Raw genomic sequence first — 16456 nt, 5'->3', positions numbered from 1 at the left:
CGCACCCGAATTCTCTATCTAGGGCGAATTGATCCAAAAAAAGGACTGGATCAGCTGATCACGGCCTTCGCAGCCCTGTATCGCGATCGCCCCCAGACGCACCTGATTTTGGCTGGCCCTGATGCCCTTGGCTACCGTGATGCACTGCAGCGCCAAGCCCGCACCCTGGGCTGCGGAACGGCTATCACCTTTACCGGGATGCTTGCCGGCGATCGCAAATGGTCAGCCCTCCGGGCAGCGGATCTCTTTGTCTATCCGTCCTACTCGGAGGGCTTTAGTTTGGCGATCTTGGAAGCTATGGCGGCAGGCCTGCCCTGTGTGATTACCACCGGCTGCAATTTTCCCGAAGCAGCGATCGCCCAAGCGGTGGTGACGGTGGAGCCCGAGCAACCGGCCTTAACCAGTGCCCTGCACCATCTTCTCAACGATCGAGCCGCGGCCCAAGCCCTCGGCGATCGGGCGCGTGAGTTTGTGCAAACCCACTACACCTGGCAACACCGCGCCCAGCAACTGGCTCAGGTATACCAGTCTCTGCTGGATTAAAACTCTTCGAGTAATCCGCCCAAACGGCTGAGTAGGGGATCGGGTTCGGGCTCCGGCTCCGGGATCTCGTCATCGGGAATGGCGATCGCTTCGTCGCTGATCGGTACCTCTCCGGTGGTCACTCCCGGCTCCATCTGTTCTAGTCGGGCAGCCAGTTCATCCAAGCGACTATCCAAACGAGCGATCGCCCCGGTATCATCCTGCAACACCTGTTGCTCCACCGAGGCAATCTGCTGCTGTAGCGTGATCACCTGCTGCTGCAGCTCCATTAGCACCAGCACCGCCGCCGACGTTTCACTAGCCACCAACCAGCGCTCTAGCCCTTGCTTACAAAGGTCACTAAAGGACAGATTGGGGTCGTCGGCTAAGACTTGCTTAACCGCCTTCAGCAGGGCTTGATCTGCCTTGCTGCGCTTGAAGGTGACCTGGTAGTCAGGGGCTGTCATGAACGACCAGTTACCAACTGCTTGGACAGGGCCATGATCTGCAGTTCGCCGTAGATATATTGTCCGAGAGCGTTGGCGGTGCGGGAGGGTTTGGCTAAATGCCCCTTGAGTTTGGCGTCCTTCAACAGCGGCCGCAGGTCGCTCCAGAAAAACTCGCCGCCACCGCCGCTAATAATCACGTCGGTCACCCGTTCTGGCAGCCAAGTGACCAAGCGATCAGATAGTTCCCGCGCAAAGCTCTTTTTGAGGCTGGGCAAAATGTCGTCGAGATTGGTGGGTTTGGTGACCCCTTTGGGACGATAGAAGCGATCGCCCTCTGGATGGTTCACCGCTTCAATCAGCGATAGGGATTGACTATCGGCTCCCTGGATTTGGGCAGCGACTTGGTCATAAAACTGGCTCATGGCAAAGCCCACACTTTCCGAACTGCCTCGGGCAAACCGGAAGCGATCCACCATGAGAAAGTCGGTGGTTTGGTGGCCAATATCCACCACCGCAACGGAAAGGTTGGGAAAGTCTGGGCTGGCGGCGCGTTTATCTTGGGCTTCGCTCCAGATCAAGCTGCCATACCCCTCAGGCATCACCCACACATGGGTAATGTCGAGCCGCACCTCTTGGCCGCGATACACCATCACATGGGGCGATCGCACTAGGCTGAGAATGTGCTCTTTCTCGCGATCAAACTGTTCTTGGGAATAGTAGGGTAAGCCCAGCACCACGCCCAATTCGCCTTCCAGACCAAAATATCCAGCGCAGGCCAGCACCTTGATCAAAGCATCATCAATTTTGGATTGACCGATACCAAGGTCTGCCCCAAAGTCGGCGGCCAGTTGACCGCTGGCATAGCCGCGTCCTTGAAACTCTAGCCAGATATCCAGCAAGGGATCGGTGGGTTGCCCTTCAAACTGCCCCCGGCGAACTTGTTCCACCGTGAGATGGGCGACGTTGGCTTGAATGAGGACGACATCATCGGCATTGCGGCTGATGCAGGCTTTGGTGGACGTCCGTCCGAGATCAACACTGAGTACCGTACTTGGAACCGTGGAGGGTTTGCCAGTCATTGAGATCTACAACCTCTTCAAATACGCGAGAACTAGATATGTACTCAAACCTGGACTAAGGCCGACAAAATCGATGAGCTCGCTGTCGGCGATCGCCCCTGACATCATTGAATGTTCGAGGGCGGTGCGTCAGTCTTGTTTGCTACCATACCGGCACTGTTACCACACCGGAATGGTCAACGTCTGACACTGTCAGATTAATACATACAACGGTGGAAATGATGAAACAATTTCATTCATGGGCAGGGCGATCGCTGAATCCACCTTTTTTTGTCCTGTCTTTTGGTACTATTGTACTGCACTAAGGCGATCGCTAAGGTCAAGGCTGCGAACCTCCTGGGATTTCTGAGAAAAAGTAGGCTGTTTGGGGAGCGATCGCGATCGGCTAGAAGATCTGGTTTAGATTGCCCAAAACCCTTGTTTGGTAAAGGTCTTGCCTAGAATTTCCAGGACTAGAGTCGGCTGCTCAAGGCAAATCTTCTCAGCTTGAGTTGCCCCACTTCTCCGCATTACGTTAAATTTAGTTAAGACCGCTTCTCATCAACCTTGTTAAGCTGGTAACTCCATACCCCCATGATGTGATGTTTGAACGTTCCATCCGAGCGTTCTGTCAAACCTCGCTCGTCAGCCAGGCTAAATGCAGGTGCAGGGAAATATGGAGCCAACCCAAGCGCAAGGGTTAACCGGTTGTTCCTGCTTCATCCAGTGGGGATGCGGTTGTCGATCGGTGGGCGGCTTGCTTTTGTCTCCGGTGGTGTTGATGCAGAGGCATTCGTTGAAGCAACCTTATAGCAACTGTTGACGTACAGATCAAAATCACCCATTGAATCTGATTGCAAAACGCATACTCATTAAAGTTAGAGGCTATTTAGATTATGAAACTTTCCTGGAGAGTTATTCTTCTGTGGACGATACCTGCCCTGGTGATTGGGGTCATCTTTTGGCAAGGTGCCTTTTCGTCGCAGGTGGATATGGGGGGACGGAATGCAGCCAACACCCGGATGACCTACGGGCGCTTTTTGGAATATTTGGATTCTGGACGGGTTACCAGTGTCGATCTGTATGAAGGTGGACGGACGGCGATCGTAGAAGCTACCGATCCTGAGTTAGACAATCGGATGCAGCGGCTTCGGGTTGACCTACCTGGCAACACCCCGGAAATTGTCTCTAAACTGCGCGCCAGAAATGTCAACTTCGACTCCCATCCGCCTCGTAACGATGGCGCAATCTGGGGTCTGTTGGGGAACTTGGTCTTTCCTGTTCTTTTGATTGGTGGACTCTTCTTTTTGTTCCGCCGTTCTAGCAATGCCCCCGGTGGCCCCGGACAAGCCATGAACTTTGGTAAGTCCCGTGCTCGTTTCCAGATGGAAGCTAAGACCGGTGTCATGTTTGATGACGTGGCGGGTATTGAAGAAGCCAAGGAAGAACTGCAGGAAGTGGTGACTTTCTTGAAGAAGCCCGAACGTTTTACCGCTGTGGGAGCTCGCATTCCTAAGGGTGTGCTGCTTGTGGGCCCTCCTGGAACCGGGAAAACTCTTTTGGCTAAAGCGATCGCTGGTGAGGCGGGCGTACCGTTCTTCAGCATCTCCGGGTCAGAATTTGTAGAAATGTTTGTTGGGGTAGGTGCCTCTCGGGTGCGTGACCTCTTCAAGAAAGCTAAGGAAAATGCGCCTTGTATCATCTTTATTGATGAAATTGACGCTGTAGGTCGGCAGCGGGGCGCTGGCATTGGCGGCGGTAACGATGAGCGGGAGCAAACCCTCAACCAGTTGCTTACCGAGATGGATGGTTTTGAAGGCAACACCGGCATCATCATCATTGCGGCGACGAACCGTCCTGATGTGTTGGATTCGGCTCTGCTGCGCCCCGGTCGGTTTGACCGTCAGGTGACGGTGGATGCCCCCGATGTGAAGGGTCGCTTGGAAGTGCTGGAAGTTCATGCCCGCAACAAGAAGCTGGCTCAGGAAGTGTCGTTGGAAGCGATCGCCCGTCGGACGCCTGGGTTTACCGGCGCTGATTTGGCCAACCTGCTGAATGAAGCGGCGATTTTGACCGCCCGTCGTCGCAAAGATGCGATCACCATGCGAGAAATTGACGATGCGGTGGATCGGGTGGTGGCCGGTATGGAAGGCACGCCATTGGTGGATAGCAAGAGCAAGCGCTTGATTGCTTACCACGAGCTCGGTCATGCCATCGTCGGTACCCTGATCAAAGCCCACGATCCTGTGCAAAAGGTGACCTTGATTCCTCGTGGACAAGCCCAGGGTTTAACCTGGTTCACGCCCAATGAAGAGCAGGGGTTGATTTCCCGTGCCCAGCTACGGGCTCGGATCACCGGTGCTTTGGGTGGACGCGCGGCCGAACAAGTGATCTTTGGGGATGCAGAAGTGACCACTGGTGCCGGAAATGATCTGCAGCAGGTCACCGGTATGGCTCGACAAATGGTGACCCGCTTCGGTATGTCTGACTTGGGACCGATGTCCTTGGAAACTCAGCAGGGAGAGGTCTTTCTAGGTCGAGATCTGATGACGCGATCGGAATATTCGGAAGAAATTGCCTCGCGCATTGATGCTCAAGTACGGGCGATCGTAGAGCATTGCTATGAAGAAGCCTGTCGGATCATCCGCGAAAATCGCTTGGTGATCGATCGCTTGGTAGATTTGCTGATCGAGAAAGAAACCATCGATGGCGACGAGTTCCGGCAAATTGTCTCGGAATATGCCGAAGTTCCCGAGAAAGAGCAGTACGTTCCCCAGCTCTAAGAACTGCTTGAGAGGAGCATATTGGCTGCTTGGTGTTCAGCATTGAGTTCGCTCACCGCAAGCTAGCCTGCCTGTATTTGTAGGATACTAGTGCTCTGCAATCCGCCGTTGTCCTTTCGGGATGCGGCGGATTTTTCATGGGGTGTTTCATGGACAGTTCAAGGGGCGATCGCTCCCTCAGATTCCCTCCATAGCTGGCACTGCCCATCCTGCAACGACGGCTACGGCCATACTCAAAAATCCGACAACCGTCTCAGTTTGATCTAGGCTAGAAGAACATCATTCCGCTTATCCAAGCCTGATCTGTCATGTCGCCAAAACGTACCCGCAACCAAGAGAAAGTATTGTCTGTGCTGCGAGCCTTGGGGCGGGGTACCTCGGCACAGGATTTATTTGTCGAACTCCGCGATCGCAGCCAGGGGATGGGACTAGCAACGGTGTACCGAGCCCTAGATGCTCTTAAGCTAGAGGGTGTGGTGCAAATGCGGACGGTGTCTAGTGGGGAAGCTTTGTACAGCCTGATTCAAGAAGATCGCCACCACTTGACCTGTTTGCAGTGCGGCTTGTCGATTGCCATTGATGAATGTCCTGTGCATGAGCTTCAGGAACGCCTGCACGATGCCTATCAGTTCAAAATCTACTACCATACCCTAGAATTTTTCGGGCTCTGTACGACCTGTCAGACAGCTCAGGCATCCATGGGCTAAGGGGATGACTCGGGTGCATCCCAGTTGTGCAAGCTAGCCCCCCTTCGGAAAGCGCAAGCTCTACGTCCTCCAACCCCTGCCCCCCAAAAAAGGAGTAGGGGAGCAGGATTCAAAGTCTCTCTCCCGCTCTGGGAGAGAGATTTAGGGTGAGGGCGACAAAAGTGGAATGCACCCATGACTTCTGGGGCTGAAGAGGGCGATCGCCTCCCTGCTGCGGTGCTTTCCAGCCAGTCTCTTCATCTGTTTCTGAGGCATTTTGTTAGAAATCTTCAGTCAATTTTTTTGGGGCATAACCCACAAAAAATCGTCGGGTGTGTTACCTCTGCGTGATATGATCACCTGTGGTTTGCAAGACTGCGAACCGCTCAGTTTTCTAGTGGCTAAGCTCTGTGAACTCGCCAGACGGATTACCAGAACAAAATGCTTCGCAGGCAGTGGCCGCCCCCGCGCAACTGACACCTGAGCCAAACTCCTCCATGGCGGAGTTTTACCAACTTCAACAAAATTTGCTCATTACCACCCTTGTGATGGCAGGCGTAATTTTTGTGAGTGTTTGGGTGTTCTACACCGTGGCGATCGCACTGAACTATTTACTGGGTGCCTGCGTGGGTGTAGTTTATTTGAGGATGTTGGCCAAAAACGTCGAGCAACTCGGTCGGCAACGGCAAAAGCTAGGTAGTGCTCGGTTAGCCCTGCTCATAGCCCTCATCCTAGTGGCGTCTCAGTGGAACCAACTGCAAATCATGCCTATTTTTTTAGGATTCCTAACCTATAAAGTGGCATTGATTACCTACGTCCTCTGGACTAGCTTCGCACCTAGCCTCGATTAACCTCGACACGTCGTGTCTGACAGACTCTTTGGGGAACTTCAACGAATGGACATGCTGAATGATTTGATTACAATTCAACACTTCCCCCTGGCAGAACTGGAAGTCGGCCATCATTTGTACTGGCAAATTGGCAGCCTCAAGCTTCATGGGCAAGTATTCCTCACCTCTTGGTTTGTGATTGCAGCCCTCGTTACCATTTCAGTCTTAGCCACTCGTAACGTTCAGATGGTGCCGTCGGGTGTCCAAAACTTGATGGAATACGCCCTCGAATTCATTCGAGACTTGGCAAAGGGGCAAATCGGCGAAAAAGACTATCGCCCATGGGTACCGTTCATTGGCACCTTGTTTTTGTTCATCTTTGTCTCCAACTGGGGAGGAGCCCTGATTCCTTGGAAGCTAGTTGCTCTGCCTGAAGGAGAGTTGGCCGCCCCCACCAGTGACATTAATACCACCGTTGCCCTAGCGCTCCTCACCTCTTTAGCCTATTTCTATGCAGGCTTTAGCAAGAAAGGACTGGGCTACTTTGGTAACTATGTGCAGCCGGTAGCATTTATGTTGCCGTTCAAAATTATTGAAGATTTCACCAAGCCCCTTTCCCTGAGCTTCCGTCTATTTGGCAACATCTTGGCGGATGAGCTCGTGGTTGGGGTGCTAGTTCTTCTGGTGCCGTTGTTTGTGCCGCTGCCAGTGATGGCGCTTGGGTTGTTCACCAGTGCAATTCAGGCGTTGATCTTCGCTACGTTGGCCGCCGCCTACATCGGGGAAGCCATGGAGGAACACGGGGAAGAGCATGAGTAAGGGCCCCTTGCCCGCTCAGTTGGTTACGTAGGCTGGTTGTCTGGGGCCTGACCTCAGCAGCAGGTTTCGATGTGAGTTGAGTGCAGCTCTGCTGTGCCGCTTCATCGCTGATGTACTGTTTGATCGTTGTTTGTTTGTACTCTTAAGTTAGGGAAACATAATCATGAATCCAATTGTTGCCGCCGCTTCTGTTATTGCTGCTGCCCTTGCTGTGGGTCTAGCCGCGATCGGCCCTGGTATTGGTCAAGGTAACGCAGCTGGTCAGGCTGTAGAAGGTATTGCTCGTCAGCCAGAAGCAGAAGGTAAGATTCGTGGTACTCTTCTGCTCAGCTTGGCATTTATGGAAGCACTGACCATCTACGGCTTGGTGGTTGCCCTCGTTCTTTTATTCGCCAATCCTTTCGCCTAAGTCATCTAATGGTCATTGGGTAGGTCGTTGGTTAAGTCCTACCCGATGGCAACTCCGGCTCAAGCTTGTGTTGTTAGATTGCACAGGTTGACTGTGTGCTGTCGTTTTCCCCAATGTATGATGGGGTGAGAGGATTATGATTCACTGGACAGTTCTACTTGCCGCTGAAGCCGCTGCTTCAGAGGGAGGGGGTGGACTTTTTGACTTAGATGCCACACTGCCCTTGATGGCCATTCAGTTTTTACTGCTGATGGTGATCTTGAACGCGGTGTTTTACAAACCCCTGGGCAAGAGCATCGACGATCGAGATAACTATATTCGCACCACTCAAGCCGAAGCGAAGGAGCGGTTGGAGCAAACCAAGCGCTTAACCCAGCAATACGAGAGCGACTTGGCGTCTACTCGTCGTCAGTCTCAAACCGTGATTGCTGAGGCTCAAACTGCTGCTCAAAAAATTGCTGCAGAACGGGTTGCCCAGGCTCAGCAAGAAGCTCAGGCTCAGCGTGAACAGGTTCAGCGTGAGCTGGATCAGCAAAAGACAGAGGCGTTAGCGTCGCTGGAGTCTCAAGTGGGTGCATTGAGTCAACAAATTTTGGATAAGCTCCTAGGAGCAAAGGCTTAACGGCAATTCGATAGGCCGTGCATATTTGAGGGGAGCCGCACTGGTAGATCATGGCTGAGGCAGTCTATCGAGTCCTAGGTTGCCAGGAGTGTGCAGGGTTAAGGCTGGGTTGAGTAGATCAACGACGATTTAGGGATCATGGGAACTTTGTATTGGCTAGCTGAGCGAACTGGAATAGTGGTTCTGAAAGCGCCAGAGATTGAAGAAGCCGGGTTTGGCATCAATCTTGATCTTTTAGACACAAATCTAATTAATCTGATCATTATCATTGGGGTTTTGATCTATTTTGGGCGGGGCTTCTTGGGTAAGACCCTGTCAGAGCGGCGATCGCGCATTGAATCTGAGATTCGTGAGGCTGAGGAACGTAAGAAATCAGCCGCGTCGGCTTTAGCGGAACAGCAACAAAAGCTGGCTCAAGCGAAAGCTGAAGCAGCCAAGATTCTTAGTGCTGCGGAGACCTCTGCTCAGGCTGCTCGTGAGTCGATTTTGGCGGAGGCAGAGCGGGATGTTGCTCGTCTGCGAGAAGCTGCAGCTCAAGACTTAACCTCTCAGCAAGAACGCATCATGCGAGAGGTTCGTAATCAAGTCGTAGCGATGGCGATGCAGCAAGCGGAATCTCAACTGCGCAATCAGATGGATGATGCCAAGCAGCAACAGCTTGTAGACCGTAGCATCGCTATGTTGGGAGGCAAGTCATGAACGATAGTTTAGTCACAGCTGAGATTCTGGAGCCCTATGCTCAGGCCTTAATGTCATTGGCTCAAGGTAATGACTTAGTTGATCAGTTAAGTGGCGATGCTGCAGGGTTATTGGAGGTCTTGAAAGAGTCTCCTGACCTAGCGCAATTTTTGTCGAGCCCCATTATTGGCATCGATCAAAAAAAGGCAGTTCTCCGTCAGGCTCTGACCGATCAAGTCCATCCCTACATGATGAACTTCTTGCTGTTGCTGGTGGATCGCCGCCGCATCTCGTTCATTGAAGGGATTTGCAGAAAATATCAATCCCTAGTTCGAGAGTTGAAAAAGACAGTCCTTGCAGAGGTTACTTCGGCTGTACCGCTGTCAGAGTCTCAACAGGATGCTGTTCGTGCGCAGGTTTTAAGCCTCACGGGTGCGCAGCAGGTTGAGCTTGAACTATCGCAGAATCCAGACTTGATCGGTGGCGTTGTCATCCGAGTTGGCTCTCAAGTAATTGATGCGAGCCTTAGCGGACAGTTGCGACGCATCGGCCTTAAACTCAGCGTCATCAGCTAGCCCTCGATGCATTCATCTGGCTGCGGGTGAGTGATTTTGTCAGTACTAAACCCAATTAGACACCGTTCGTTGAGAGAAAATCCCTATGGTAAGTATCAGACCCGACGAAATTAGCAACATTATTCGTCAGCAGATTGAGCAATACGACCAAGACGTTAAGGTCTCTAACGTTGGTACCGTTCTTCAGGTGGGTGATGGCATTGCCCGCATCTATGGTTTGGAAGGAACCATGGCTGGTGAACTTCTAGAGTTTGAAGATGGCACGGTGGGTATCGCGCTGAACCTAGAAGAAGACAACGTCGGTGCTGTGTTGATGGGCAATGGTCGTTCCATCCAAGAGGGCAGCACCGTGACCTCCACTGGTCGGATTGCGGAAGTGCCGGTGGGTGAGGCCATGGTTGGTCGCGTGGTAGATGCCCTAGCGCGCCCTATTGACGGCAAAGGCGACATCAGCACTACTGAAACTCGCCTAATCGAATCCATGGCTCCTGGGATTATTGATCGGAAGTCGGTGTATGAGCCGATGCAAACCGGAATTACGGCGATTGACTCCATGGTGCCCATCGGCCGAGGCCAGCGGGAGTTGATTATTGGCGATCGCCAAACCGGTAAAACCTCTGTTGCGGTAGATACCATCCTCAACCAAAAGGGTGAAGATGTGATCTGTGTGTATGTTGCCATTGGTCAAAAGGCATCTACCGTGGCGCAGGTGGTAGAAGTGCTGCGCCAGCGCGGTGCTTTGGACTACACCATTGTGGTAGCTGCTAACGCCAACGCTCCGGCAACCTTGCAATACCTAGCACCCTACACCGGTGCGACCTTGGCGGAATACTTCATGTATAAAGGCAAGGCGACCTTGGTGGTCTACGATGACTTATCCAAACAAGCCCAAGCCTACCGCCAGATGTCCTTGCTGCTGCGCCGTCCACCCGGGCGGGAAGCCTACCCTGGCGATGTGTTTTACCTCCACTCTCGCTTGCTAGAGCGGGCTGCGAAGTTGAGCCCTGAGCTAGGTGAAGGCAGCATGACCGCTTTGCCGATCATCGAAACCCAAGCGGGTGACGTCTCCGCCTACATTCCGACCAACGTGATTTCCATCACCGATGGTCAGATCTTTCTCTCCTCTGACCTGTTCAACTCTGGTCTACGCCCTGCGATCAACGCGGGTATCTCCGTATCTCGGGTAGGTTCGGCGGCTCAGATCAAAGCGATGAAGCAGGTGGCTGGTAAGGTGAAGCTAGAGCTAGCTCAGTTTGCTGAACTAGAAGCTTTCTCCCAGTTTGCATCAGACTTGGATAAAGCCACCCAACAGCAGTTGGCTCGGGGACAGCGTTTGCGCGAACTGCTGAAGCAGCCTCAATACTCGCCCCTACCGGTGGCTGACCAAGTGGCTGTGATCTATGCTGGCATTAACGGCTACATGGATGACCTAGATCTGGATAAGGTAACCAGCTTTGTGAAGGGTTTCCGGGACTATTTGTCCAACAGCAAGCCTAAGTTTAGTGAGATTGTTCGGGCTGAGAAAAAGCTGACCGACGAGGCAGAAACCATCCTGAAAGAGGCGATCGCTGAATACAAGCAAACCTTCATGGCGATGGCGTAACAGAGTCGAACGGGAGGGGCTGAGGATCACACTGATCTGCCCCTCCTTGTTGATATGGTTTTGTCTCCTCCAATCTTCGGGTTTTAGCTATGCCAAATCTCAAAGCGATTCGGGATCGAATTAAGTCGGTCAAAAATACCAAGAAAATTACGGAAGCGATGCGGCTCGTCGCAGCAGCCAAGGTGCGGCGTGCCCAAGAGCAGGTGACGGCAACCCGTCCTTTTGCCGATCGCTTGGCGCAGGTGCTGTACGGTCTACAGTCTCGCCTGCAGTTTGAGGAAGCGGATTTGCCGCTCCTGAAAAAGCGGGATGTGAAAACCGTGGGTCTGTTGGTGGTGTCGGGCGATCGCGGTCTGTGCGGTGGCTACAATGCCAATGTGATTAAGCGGGCTGAGCTGCGCATCAAGGAACTCAAGGCTGAAGGGCTGGACTATAAGCTGGTAATCGTTGGGCGCAAAGCAAATCAGTATTTTACCCGCCGGGAACAGCCGATTAGCAAGTCGTTCACCAATCTAGAGCAGGTGCCCACGGCATCGGAAGCTTCGGCGATCGCGGATGAACTACTCTCTCTATTCCTCTCCGATTCAGTGGATCGAGTGGAGTTGATCTACACCAAATTTGTGTCGTTGATTAGCTCTCGTCCGGTGACTCAAACCCTGCTGCCCCTCGATCCTCAGGGCTTGGAAGCAGCAGATGATGAGATCTTCCGGTTGACGACTCGTGGTGGTGTGTTCCAAGTCGAGCGGGAAAAAGTGGAGGCAGCTCCCCAGACACCCCTGCCCCAAGATATGATTTTTGAGCAGGATCCGGTGCAAATTCTGGATGCACTCCTGCCCCTCTATCTGAACAACCAGCTCCTGCGTGCTCTGCAAGAGTCGGCGGCCAGTGAGCTAGCTGCCCGGATGACGGCGATGAACAACGCCAGCGACAACGCTAAGCAGTTGATTACCTCCTTGTCCTTGTCCTACAACAAGGCTCGTCAGGCGGCTATTACCCAGGAAATTCTGGAAGTGGTGGCGGGCGCAGAAGTCCTCAACTAGCGATCGCTGCTTCCTCGGTAGATAACTGAAGGGGCAATCACAGCGCAGAATCCTTTGGGGTTCTGCGTTTGTCGTAGTGCCCTATCGTCGTAGGATCAAAGAAACCCTTTGGATAGCTGGATCATGAGTGCGATCGCCCTTCAAGTAGCGCAGCAGATTGGAGCAGACCATGTGGTGGCGAGGGAGTCCCTCGACCCGGCTCTGCAGGCTCAACTTCAGATCGCTGCTCCTAATCTAGTGGCGATCGCCTACCCGCCTACCCTTGAGTCCCTGTGTGATCTCGTGGCCTATGCCCATCACCACCGCTGGGCGATGCTGCCCATGGGGCAGGGTACGAAGCTCCACTGGGGGCCGCCGCTGCCCAAGGAGGCGATCGCCATCAGTACGGCTCAGCTTGACCAAGTGATTGACCATGCGGCGGGAGATTTAACCGTGACGGCCCAGTCCGGCGTCAAGCTTGGCGATTTACAGCAGCAGTTGGCTCAATCGCGGCAGTTTTTAGCGATCGATCCCCACTACAGCGCATCGGCGACCCTCGGCGGCATTGTGGCCACAGCGGATACCGGATCTCTGCGCCAGCGCTACGGCGCCTTACGGGATATGCTCATCGGTCTATCCTTCGTGCGGGCGGATGGTCAGGTAGCCAAGGCCGGGGGACGGGTGGTGAAAAACGTAGCTGGCTACGACCTGATGAAACTGATGACCGGTGCCTACGGTACCCTAGGCATCCTCACCCAGATGACCTTTCGTCTCTATCCCTTGCCAGAGACCTCAGAAACGGTGGTGCTGCTAGGGAAATCGGCGGCGATCGCCACGGTGTTGCATCAGATCCGTCAAACCTCTCTGAGCCCCGTAGCTTTGGATGTCCTATCTCGTTCCTACGTCAGTGCCCTAGGCTTGGGCCAGGGGACGGGATTAGTGGCCCGCTTCCAGAGTATTCCTGTGAGTGTTGCCCAACAGATGGCCCAGGTGACGGCCTTAGCCCAAGCGGCGGGTTTAAACAGCGATCGCCTTCAGGGGCAGGATGATGCCAGTCTATGGCAACGATTACAAGAAAAATGGGACGCCGCCGCCGCTGCATCGGCGATCGCCTGCAAAATAGGAGTATTACCGGCTCAGGCGGTGGCTAGCTTGGATGCGATCGCTCAGCTATGGCCAGCCAGTCTAGGTCTCATCCATGCCGGTAGTGGTCTGGGTTGGTTGAGCGGTGAGGTAGATAGCATCACCGCCACGGAGATGACCCAGGTGCGATCGCACTGCGCCGCCCACGGTGGCTTCCTCTCCCTGCTGTCGGCACCGCCAAGCTGGACAGTCCTCGATCGCTGGGGCTATGCCGGTAATGCCCTACCCCAGATGCAAGCCATCAAAGCTCAGTTTGACCCCCATCATTTACTCAACCCCGGTCGCTTTGTGGGTGGCCTGTAGCTGCCGCCCTGCCCAACTCGTGAGTGTTCGCCATGACCGCCACCCCCTCCTCCACCGATCGCCCTGCCCTGAAGCTCGATACCAGCTTCCCCGGTTTCGATGCCCAGGATCCGCCCGAGCAATCCCTGATTGATGCCTGTGTGCATTGCGGTTTTTGCCTGACCACCTGCCCCAGCTATCGGGTGATTGGCAAAGAGACCGACTCGCCCCGCGGCCGCATCTATTTAATGGATGCGATTAATAAGCAGGATGCTCCCCTGGCCACAGCCACCTCCCAACATTTTGATACCTGTCTGGGCTGCCTGGCCTGCACCACCGCCTGCCCCTCCGGTGTGCAATACGATAAGCTGATTGCTGCCACCCGGCCCCAAGTGGAGCGCAATGTGCCCCGCACCCTCAGCGATCGCCTCTTCCGACAGTTAATTTTCACGCTCTTCCCCCACCCCGATCGCCTGCGGATGCTGCTGCCGCCGCTGTACCTGTACCAAGCCTTGGGATTGGGCAAGCTGGTGAAAGCAACGGGATTGCTGAAGCGGATCTCGCCGCGCTTGGCTGCCATGGAATCTCTCTTGCCAACCGTGACCGCCCAATCGTTTCAAGATACGATTCCCGAGGTGATTCCCGCCCAGGGCGACACCCGCTATCGGGTTGGGATGATTCTGGGCTGTGTGCAGCGCCTCTTCTTCAGTGATGTGAATGAATCCACAGCACGGGTGCTGAGCGCCAACGGCTGTGAGGTGGTGGTGCCCAAGATGCAAGGCTGTTGCGCGGCCCTGCCCCATCACCAAGGCCAGGAAGAAGCGGCTCGGGATCTGGCCCGGCGGATGATCGACAGCTTTGAGGATACGGGCGTCGATGCCATTATTATCAACGCTGCGGGCTGTGGTCATACCCTGAAGGAGTATGGGCATTTGCTCAAGGATGACCCTGAGTATCGTGAAAGGGCGATCGCCTTCTCCCACAAGGTGAAAGATGTGCAGGAATTTTTGGTGGATATTGGGCTGACTGCGCCCCTATCGCCCCTCAGCCCTCAGCCGCTGACCATCGTCTACCAAGATGCCTGTCACCTGCTGCATGGGCAAAAAATCAGCGCCCCGCCCCGCCAACTGCTGCTGAGTATTCCCGGTGTCACGTTGCGGGAGCCGGTGGACGCGGCCCTCTGTTGTGGCAGCGCCGGGGTATACAACATGCTGCAGCCGGAGATTGCTGAAGAACTGGGGCAGCAAAAGGTGGAAAATTTGATCAACACCGGCGCGCAGTTGATTGCCTCATCCAATCCTGGTTGCTCTCTACAAATCCAGAAACATCTGGAACACCAGGGTGTAGCCATGCCGCTCTTCCACCCCATTTGTCTGCTGGACTATGCGATTCGGGGTATTTCCTTGCCTCTGTAGCGATCGCTCGCCATCCCCAAATGTTGAGAAAGGTTGCGTTCCTGCTCTTTCCCTGCCCAAGGGCGAAAACCCTTGCGGTATGGTAATCAAAGTGCCAACACTGCTATACCTAAATTTAAAGCTGCTTTAGTATGACCTCGGTATCTCCCCAAAAACCCCACCAAAAAGCTAGGGCCCTCAAGCCCACGAGCCGCCGTCCGGCCAAGGAACTCTGTAGTGAATGTGGCCTATGCGACACCTACTATGTTCACTATGTGAAAGAAGCCTGTGCGTTTATTAACCAGCAAATTGCTGAGCTAGAGGAGCAAACCCACGGGCGCAGCCGCAATCTAGACGAGCCGGATGATTGGTACTTTGGGGTACGTCAAGACATGATGGCGGCGCGGAAGACTGAGCCGATCGAGGGGGCGCAATGGACGGGCATCGTCAGTTCCATCGCCATCGAGATGCTCAATCGTGGCCTGGTGGAAGGGGTGGTCTGTGTGCAAAATACAGCCGAGGATCGCTTTCAGCCCATGCCGGTGATTGCCCGCACGCCGGAGGATATTCTGGCGGCCCGGGTGAATAAACCGACCCTGTCGCCCAACTTGTCGATTCTAGAGCAGGTCGAGCAATCGGGGATGAAGCGACTGCTGGTGATTGGCGTGGGTTGCCAGATTCAGGCTCTGCGGGCGGTGGAGAAACAACTTGGCTTAGAAAAACTCTATGTCCTGGGAACTCCCTGCGTGGATAACGTGACCCGCGCCGGCCTGCAGAAATTTTTAGACACCACCAGCCGCTCGCCGGACACGGTGGTGCATTACGAGTTCATGCAAGACTTTCGAGTGCATTTTAAGCATGAGGACGGCTCGGAAGAAACGGTGCCTTTCTTTGGTCTCAAGACTAATCAGCTTAAGGATGTGTTTGCTCCCTCCTGCATGAGCTGCTTTGATTATGTGAACTCCCTTGCTGATCTGGTGGTGGGCTATATGGGTGCGCCCTTTGGCTGGCAGTGGATTGTGGTGCGCAATGAGCGTGGTCAGGAACTGCTAGATGTGGTGCAGGATCAGTTGCAAACCCAGCCAGTGATGTCCCAGGGCGATCGCCGCGCTGCGGTACAGCAAAGTATCCCCGCCTATGACAAGGGCGTCACCTTGCCCATGTGGGCGGCGAAGCTCATGGGCGTGGTGATTGAGCGGATTGGCCCGAAGGGGTTGGAATATGCTCGGTTCTCCATCGATTCTCACTTCACCCGCAATTATCTCTACACCAAACGTCAGCATCCTGAAAAGCTGGAGGACCACGTGCCGGACTATGCCAAGCGCATTGTTGAACAGTACGAGTTGCCGCCATCTTGATGCGGTTTAACAGGGCTCCGTCCCGTTGGGTTAGGCTGGATCCGCCAGCTTAGGCTCTGAGATGTTGTCTATGGGCCTGTTGTGGATGCTGTGTTCTTGTGATCTCCGATCTGCTGACGCTGTTAGGGGGCGATCGCTCCTATCTATTTTTCCTTGGCGAGAGTTTTTTGATCTCTCAACATATAGGAAGAAAATAGAGTGAATATACGGGTTTATGGATGAGGTT

Annotated in this window: 17 protein-coding genes; 15 read left to right on the top strand and 2 right to left on the bottom strand. The window is 54.1% G+C overall.

Annotation, left to right across the window (positions count from 1 at the left end; genetic code table 11):
* Positions 1-543, top strand: a 543-nt coding sequence (locus V6D20_00090; GenBank protein HEY9814196.1) for a glycosyltransferase, incomplete at its 5' end; no start/stop codon positions are given.
* Here the strand turns inward: V6D20_00090 and V6D20_00085 are convergent.
* Positions 540-989, bottom strand: coding sequence for a hypothetical protein (locus tag V6D20_00085; GenBank protein ID HEY9814195.1), 450 nt, complete (start codon positions 987-989; stop codon positions 540-542). The two genes, V6D20_00090 and V6D20_00085, sit on opposite strands and share 4 nt — an antisense overlap.
* Entirely contained in the window at positions 986-2050 is a 1065-nt protein-coding gene (locus V6D20_00080) for a ParM/StbA family protein (protein HEY9814194.1), read from the bottom strand. The genes V6D20_00085 and V6D20_00080 overlap by 4 nt, the downstream gene beginning before the upstream one ends.
* 875 nt (positions 2051-2925) lie before the next feature.
* Here V6D20_00080 and ftsH2 point away from each other — a divergent pair.
* The 14 genes from ftsH2 (at position 2926) to V6D20_00010 (ending at position 16230) form a co-directional block, all read left to right on the top strand.
* On the top strand, positions 2926-4812 hold the full coding sequence (gene ftsH2 / locus V6D20_00075) for an ATP-dependent zinc metalloprotease FtsH2 (GenBank protein HEY9814193.1): 1887 nt from the start codon (positions 2926-2928) through the stop codon (positions 4810-4812).
* 121 nt (positions 4813-4933) lie between these two features.
* Positions 4934-5074 (top strand): hypothetical protein, encoded by a 141-nt coding sequence (locus tag V6D20_00070; protein HEY9814192.1) that lies wholly within the window; start codon positions 4934-4936, stop codon positions 5072-5074.
* 46 nt (positions 5075-5120) lie between these two features.
* Positions 5121-5519 (top strand): Fur family transcriptional regulator, encoded by a 399-nt coding sequence (locus V6D20_00065; GenBank protein ID HEY9814191.1) that lies wholly within the window; start codon positions 5121-5123, stop codon positions 5517-5519.
* A 389-nt stretch (positions 5520-5908) separates the two neighbouring features.
* Complete coding sequence (locus V6D20_00060) at positions 5909-6349, top strand: hypothetical protein (protein HEY9814190.1); 441 nt, start codon at positions 5909-5911, stop codon at positions 6347-6349.
* A 12-nt stretch (positions 6350-6361) separates the two neighbouring features.
* On the top strand, positions 6362-7147 hold the full coding sequence (gene atpB, locus V6D20_00055; GenBank protein HEY9814189.1) for a F0F1 ATP synthase subunit A: 786 nt from the start codon (positions 6362-6364) through the stop codon (positions 7145-7147).
* A gap of 163 nt (positions 7148-7310) precedes the next feature.
* Positions 7311-7556, top strand: coding sequence for an ATP synthase F0 subunit C (gene atpE / locus V6D20_00050; GenBank protein HEY9814188.1), 246 nt, complete (start codon positions 7311-7313; stop codon positions 7554-7556).
* Between the two features lie 136 nt (positions 7557-7692).
* Complete coding sequence (locus tag V6D20_00045) at positions 7693-8178, top strand: F0F1 ATP synthase subunit B' (protein HEY9814187.1); 486 nt, start codon at positions 7693-7695, stop codon at positions 8176-8178.
* 177 nt (positions 8179-8355) lie between these two features.
* The gene (locus tag V6D20_00040) at positions 8356-8877 is read left to right on the top strand and encodes a F0F1 ATP synthase subunit B (GenBank protein ID HEY9814186.1); all 522 of its coding nucleotides are present in this window, start codon (positions 8356-8358) and stop codon (positions 8875-8877) included.
* On the top strand, positions 8874-9431 hold the full coding sequence (atpH, locus tag V6D20_00035; protein HEY9814185.1) for an ATP synthase F1 subunit delta: 558 nt from the start codon (positions 8874-8876) through the stop codon (positions 9429-9431). The genes V6D20_00040 and atpH overlap by 4 nt, the downstream gene beginning before the upstream one ends.
* A gap of 85 nt (positions 9432-9516) precedes the next feature.
* On the top strand, positions 9517-11034 hold the full coding sequence (gene atpA, locus V6D20_00030) for a F0F1 ATP synthase subunit alpha (GenBank protein ID HEY9814184.1): 1518 nt from the start codon (positions 9517-9519) through the stop codon (positions 11032-11034).
* An 89-nt stretch (positions 11035-11123) separates the two neighbouring features.
* Positions 11124-12074 carry a F0F1 ATP synthase subunit gamma gene (locus tag V6D20_00025; GenBank protein HEY9814183.1) on the top strand — a complete coding sequence of 317 codons (951 nt, stop codon included), beginning with the start codon at positions 11124-11126 and terminating at the stop codon, positions 12072-12074.
* 108 nt (positions 12075-12182) lie between these two features.
* Positions 12183-13499 (top strand): FAD-binding oxidoreductase, encoded by a 1317-nt coding sequence (locus tag V6D20_00020; protein ID HEY9814182.1) that lies wholly within the window; start codon positions 12183-12185, stop codon positions 13497-13499.
* 32 nt (positions 13500-13531) lie between these two features.
* Positions 13532-14893: a heterodisulfide reductase-related iron-sulfur binding cluster gene (locus tag V6D20_00015; GenBank protein HEY9814181.1), complete on the top strand. Its 1362-nt coding sequence runs from the start codon at positions 13532-13534 to the stop codon at positions 14891-14893.
* Positions 14894-15024: 131 nt separating this feature from the next.
* The gene (locus tag V6D20_00010; GenBank protein ID HEY9814180.1) at positions 15025-16230 is read left to right on the top strand and encodes a Coenzyme F420 hydrogenase/dehydrogenase, beta subunit C-terminal domain; all 1206 of its coding nucleotides are present in this window, start codon (positions 15025-15027) and stop codon (positions 16228-16230) included.
* Positions 16231-16456: the final 226 nt, after the last annotated feature.

It is taken from the genome of Candidatus Obscuribacterales bacterium (assembly GCA_036703605.1).
Classification (GTDB): Bacteria; Cyanobacteriota; Cyanobacteriia; order RECH01; family RECH01; genus RECH01.
Note: the sequence above shows the minus strand (reverse complement) of the source record. Positions and strands in the feature narration are given on the sequence as shown.

Bases quoted from the DNA above. Each gene is read 5' to 3' on its own strand.
- V6D20_00085 (HEY9814195.1), bottom strand. From the start codon at position 989: ATGACAGCCCCTGACTACCAGGTCACCTTCAAGCGCAGCAAGGCAGAT.
- V6D20_00080 (HEY9814194.1), bottom strand. From the start codon at position 2,050: ATGACTGGCAAACCCTCCACGGTTCCAAGTACGGTACTCAGTGTTGAT.
- ftsH2 (HEY9814193.1), top strand. From the start codon at position 2,926: ATGAAACTTTCCTGGAGAGTTATTCTTCTGTGGACGATACCTGCCCTG.
- V6D20_00070 (HEY9814192.1), top strand. From the start codon at position 4,934: ATGCGGCGGATTTTTCATGGGGTGTTTCATGGACAGTTCAAGGGGCGA.
- V6D20_00065 (HEY9814191.1), top strand. From the start codon at position 5,121: ATGTCGCCAAAACGTACCCGCAACCAAGAGAAAGTATTGTCTGTGCTG.
- atpE (HEY9814188.1), top strand. From the start codon at position 7,311: ATGAATCCAATTGTTGCCGCCGCTTCTGTTATTGCTGCTGCCCTTGCT.
- V6D20_00045 (HEY9814187.1), top strand. From the start codon at position 7,693: ATGATTCACTGGACAGTTCTACTTGCCGCTGAAGCCGCTGCTTCAGAG.
- atpH (HEY9814185.1), top strand. From the start codon at position 8,874: ATGAACGATAGTTTAGTCACAGCTGAGATTCTGGAGCCCTATGCTCAG.
- atpA (HEY9814184.1), top strand. From the start codon at position 9,517: ATGGTAAGTATCAGACCCGACGAAATTAGCAACATTATTCGTCAGCAG.
- V6D20_00025 (HEY9814183.1), top strand. From the start codon at position 11,124: ATGCCAAATCTCAAAGCGATTCGGGATCGAATTAAGTCGGTCAAAAAT.
- V6D20_00015 (HEY9814181.1), top strand. From the start codon at position 13,532: ATGACCGCCACCCCCTCCTCCACCGATCGCCCTGCCCTGAAGCTCGAT.
- V6D20_00010 (HEY9814180.1), top strand. From the start codon at position 15,025: ATGACCTCGGTATCTCCCCAAAAACCCCACCAAAAAGCTAGGGCCCTC.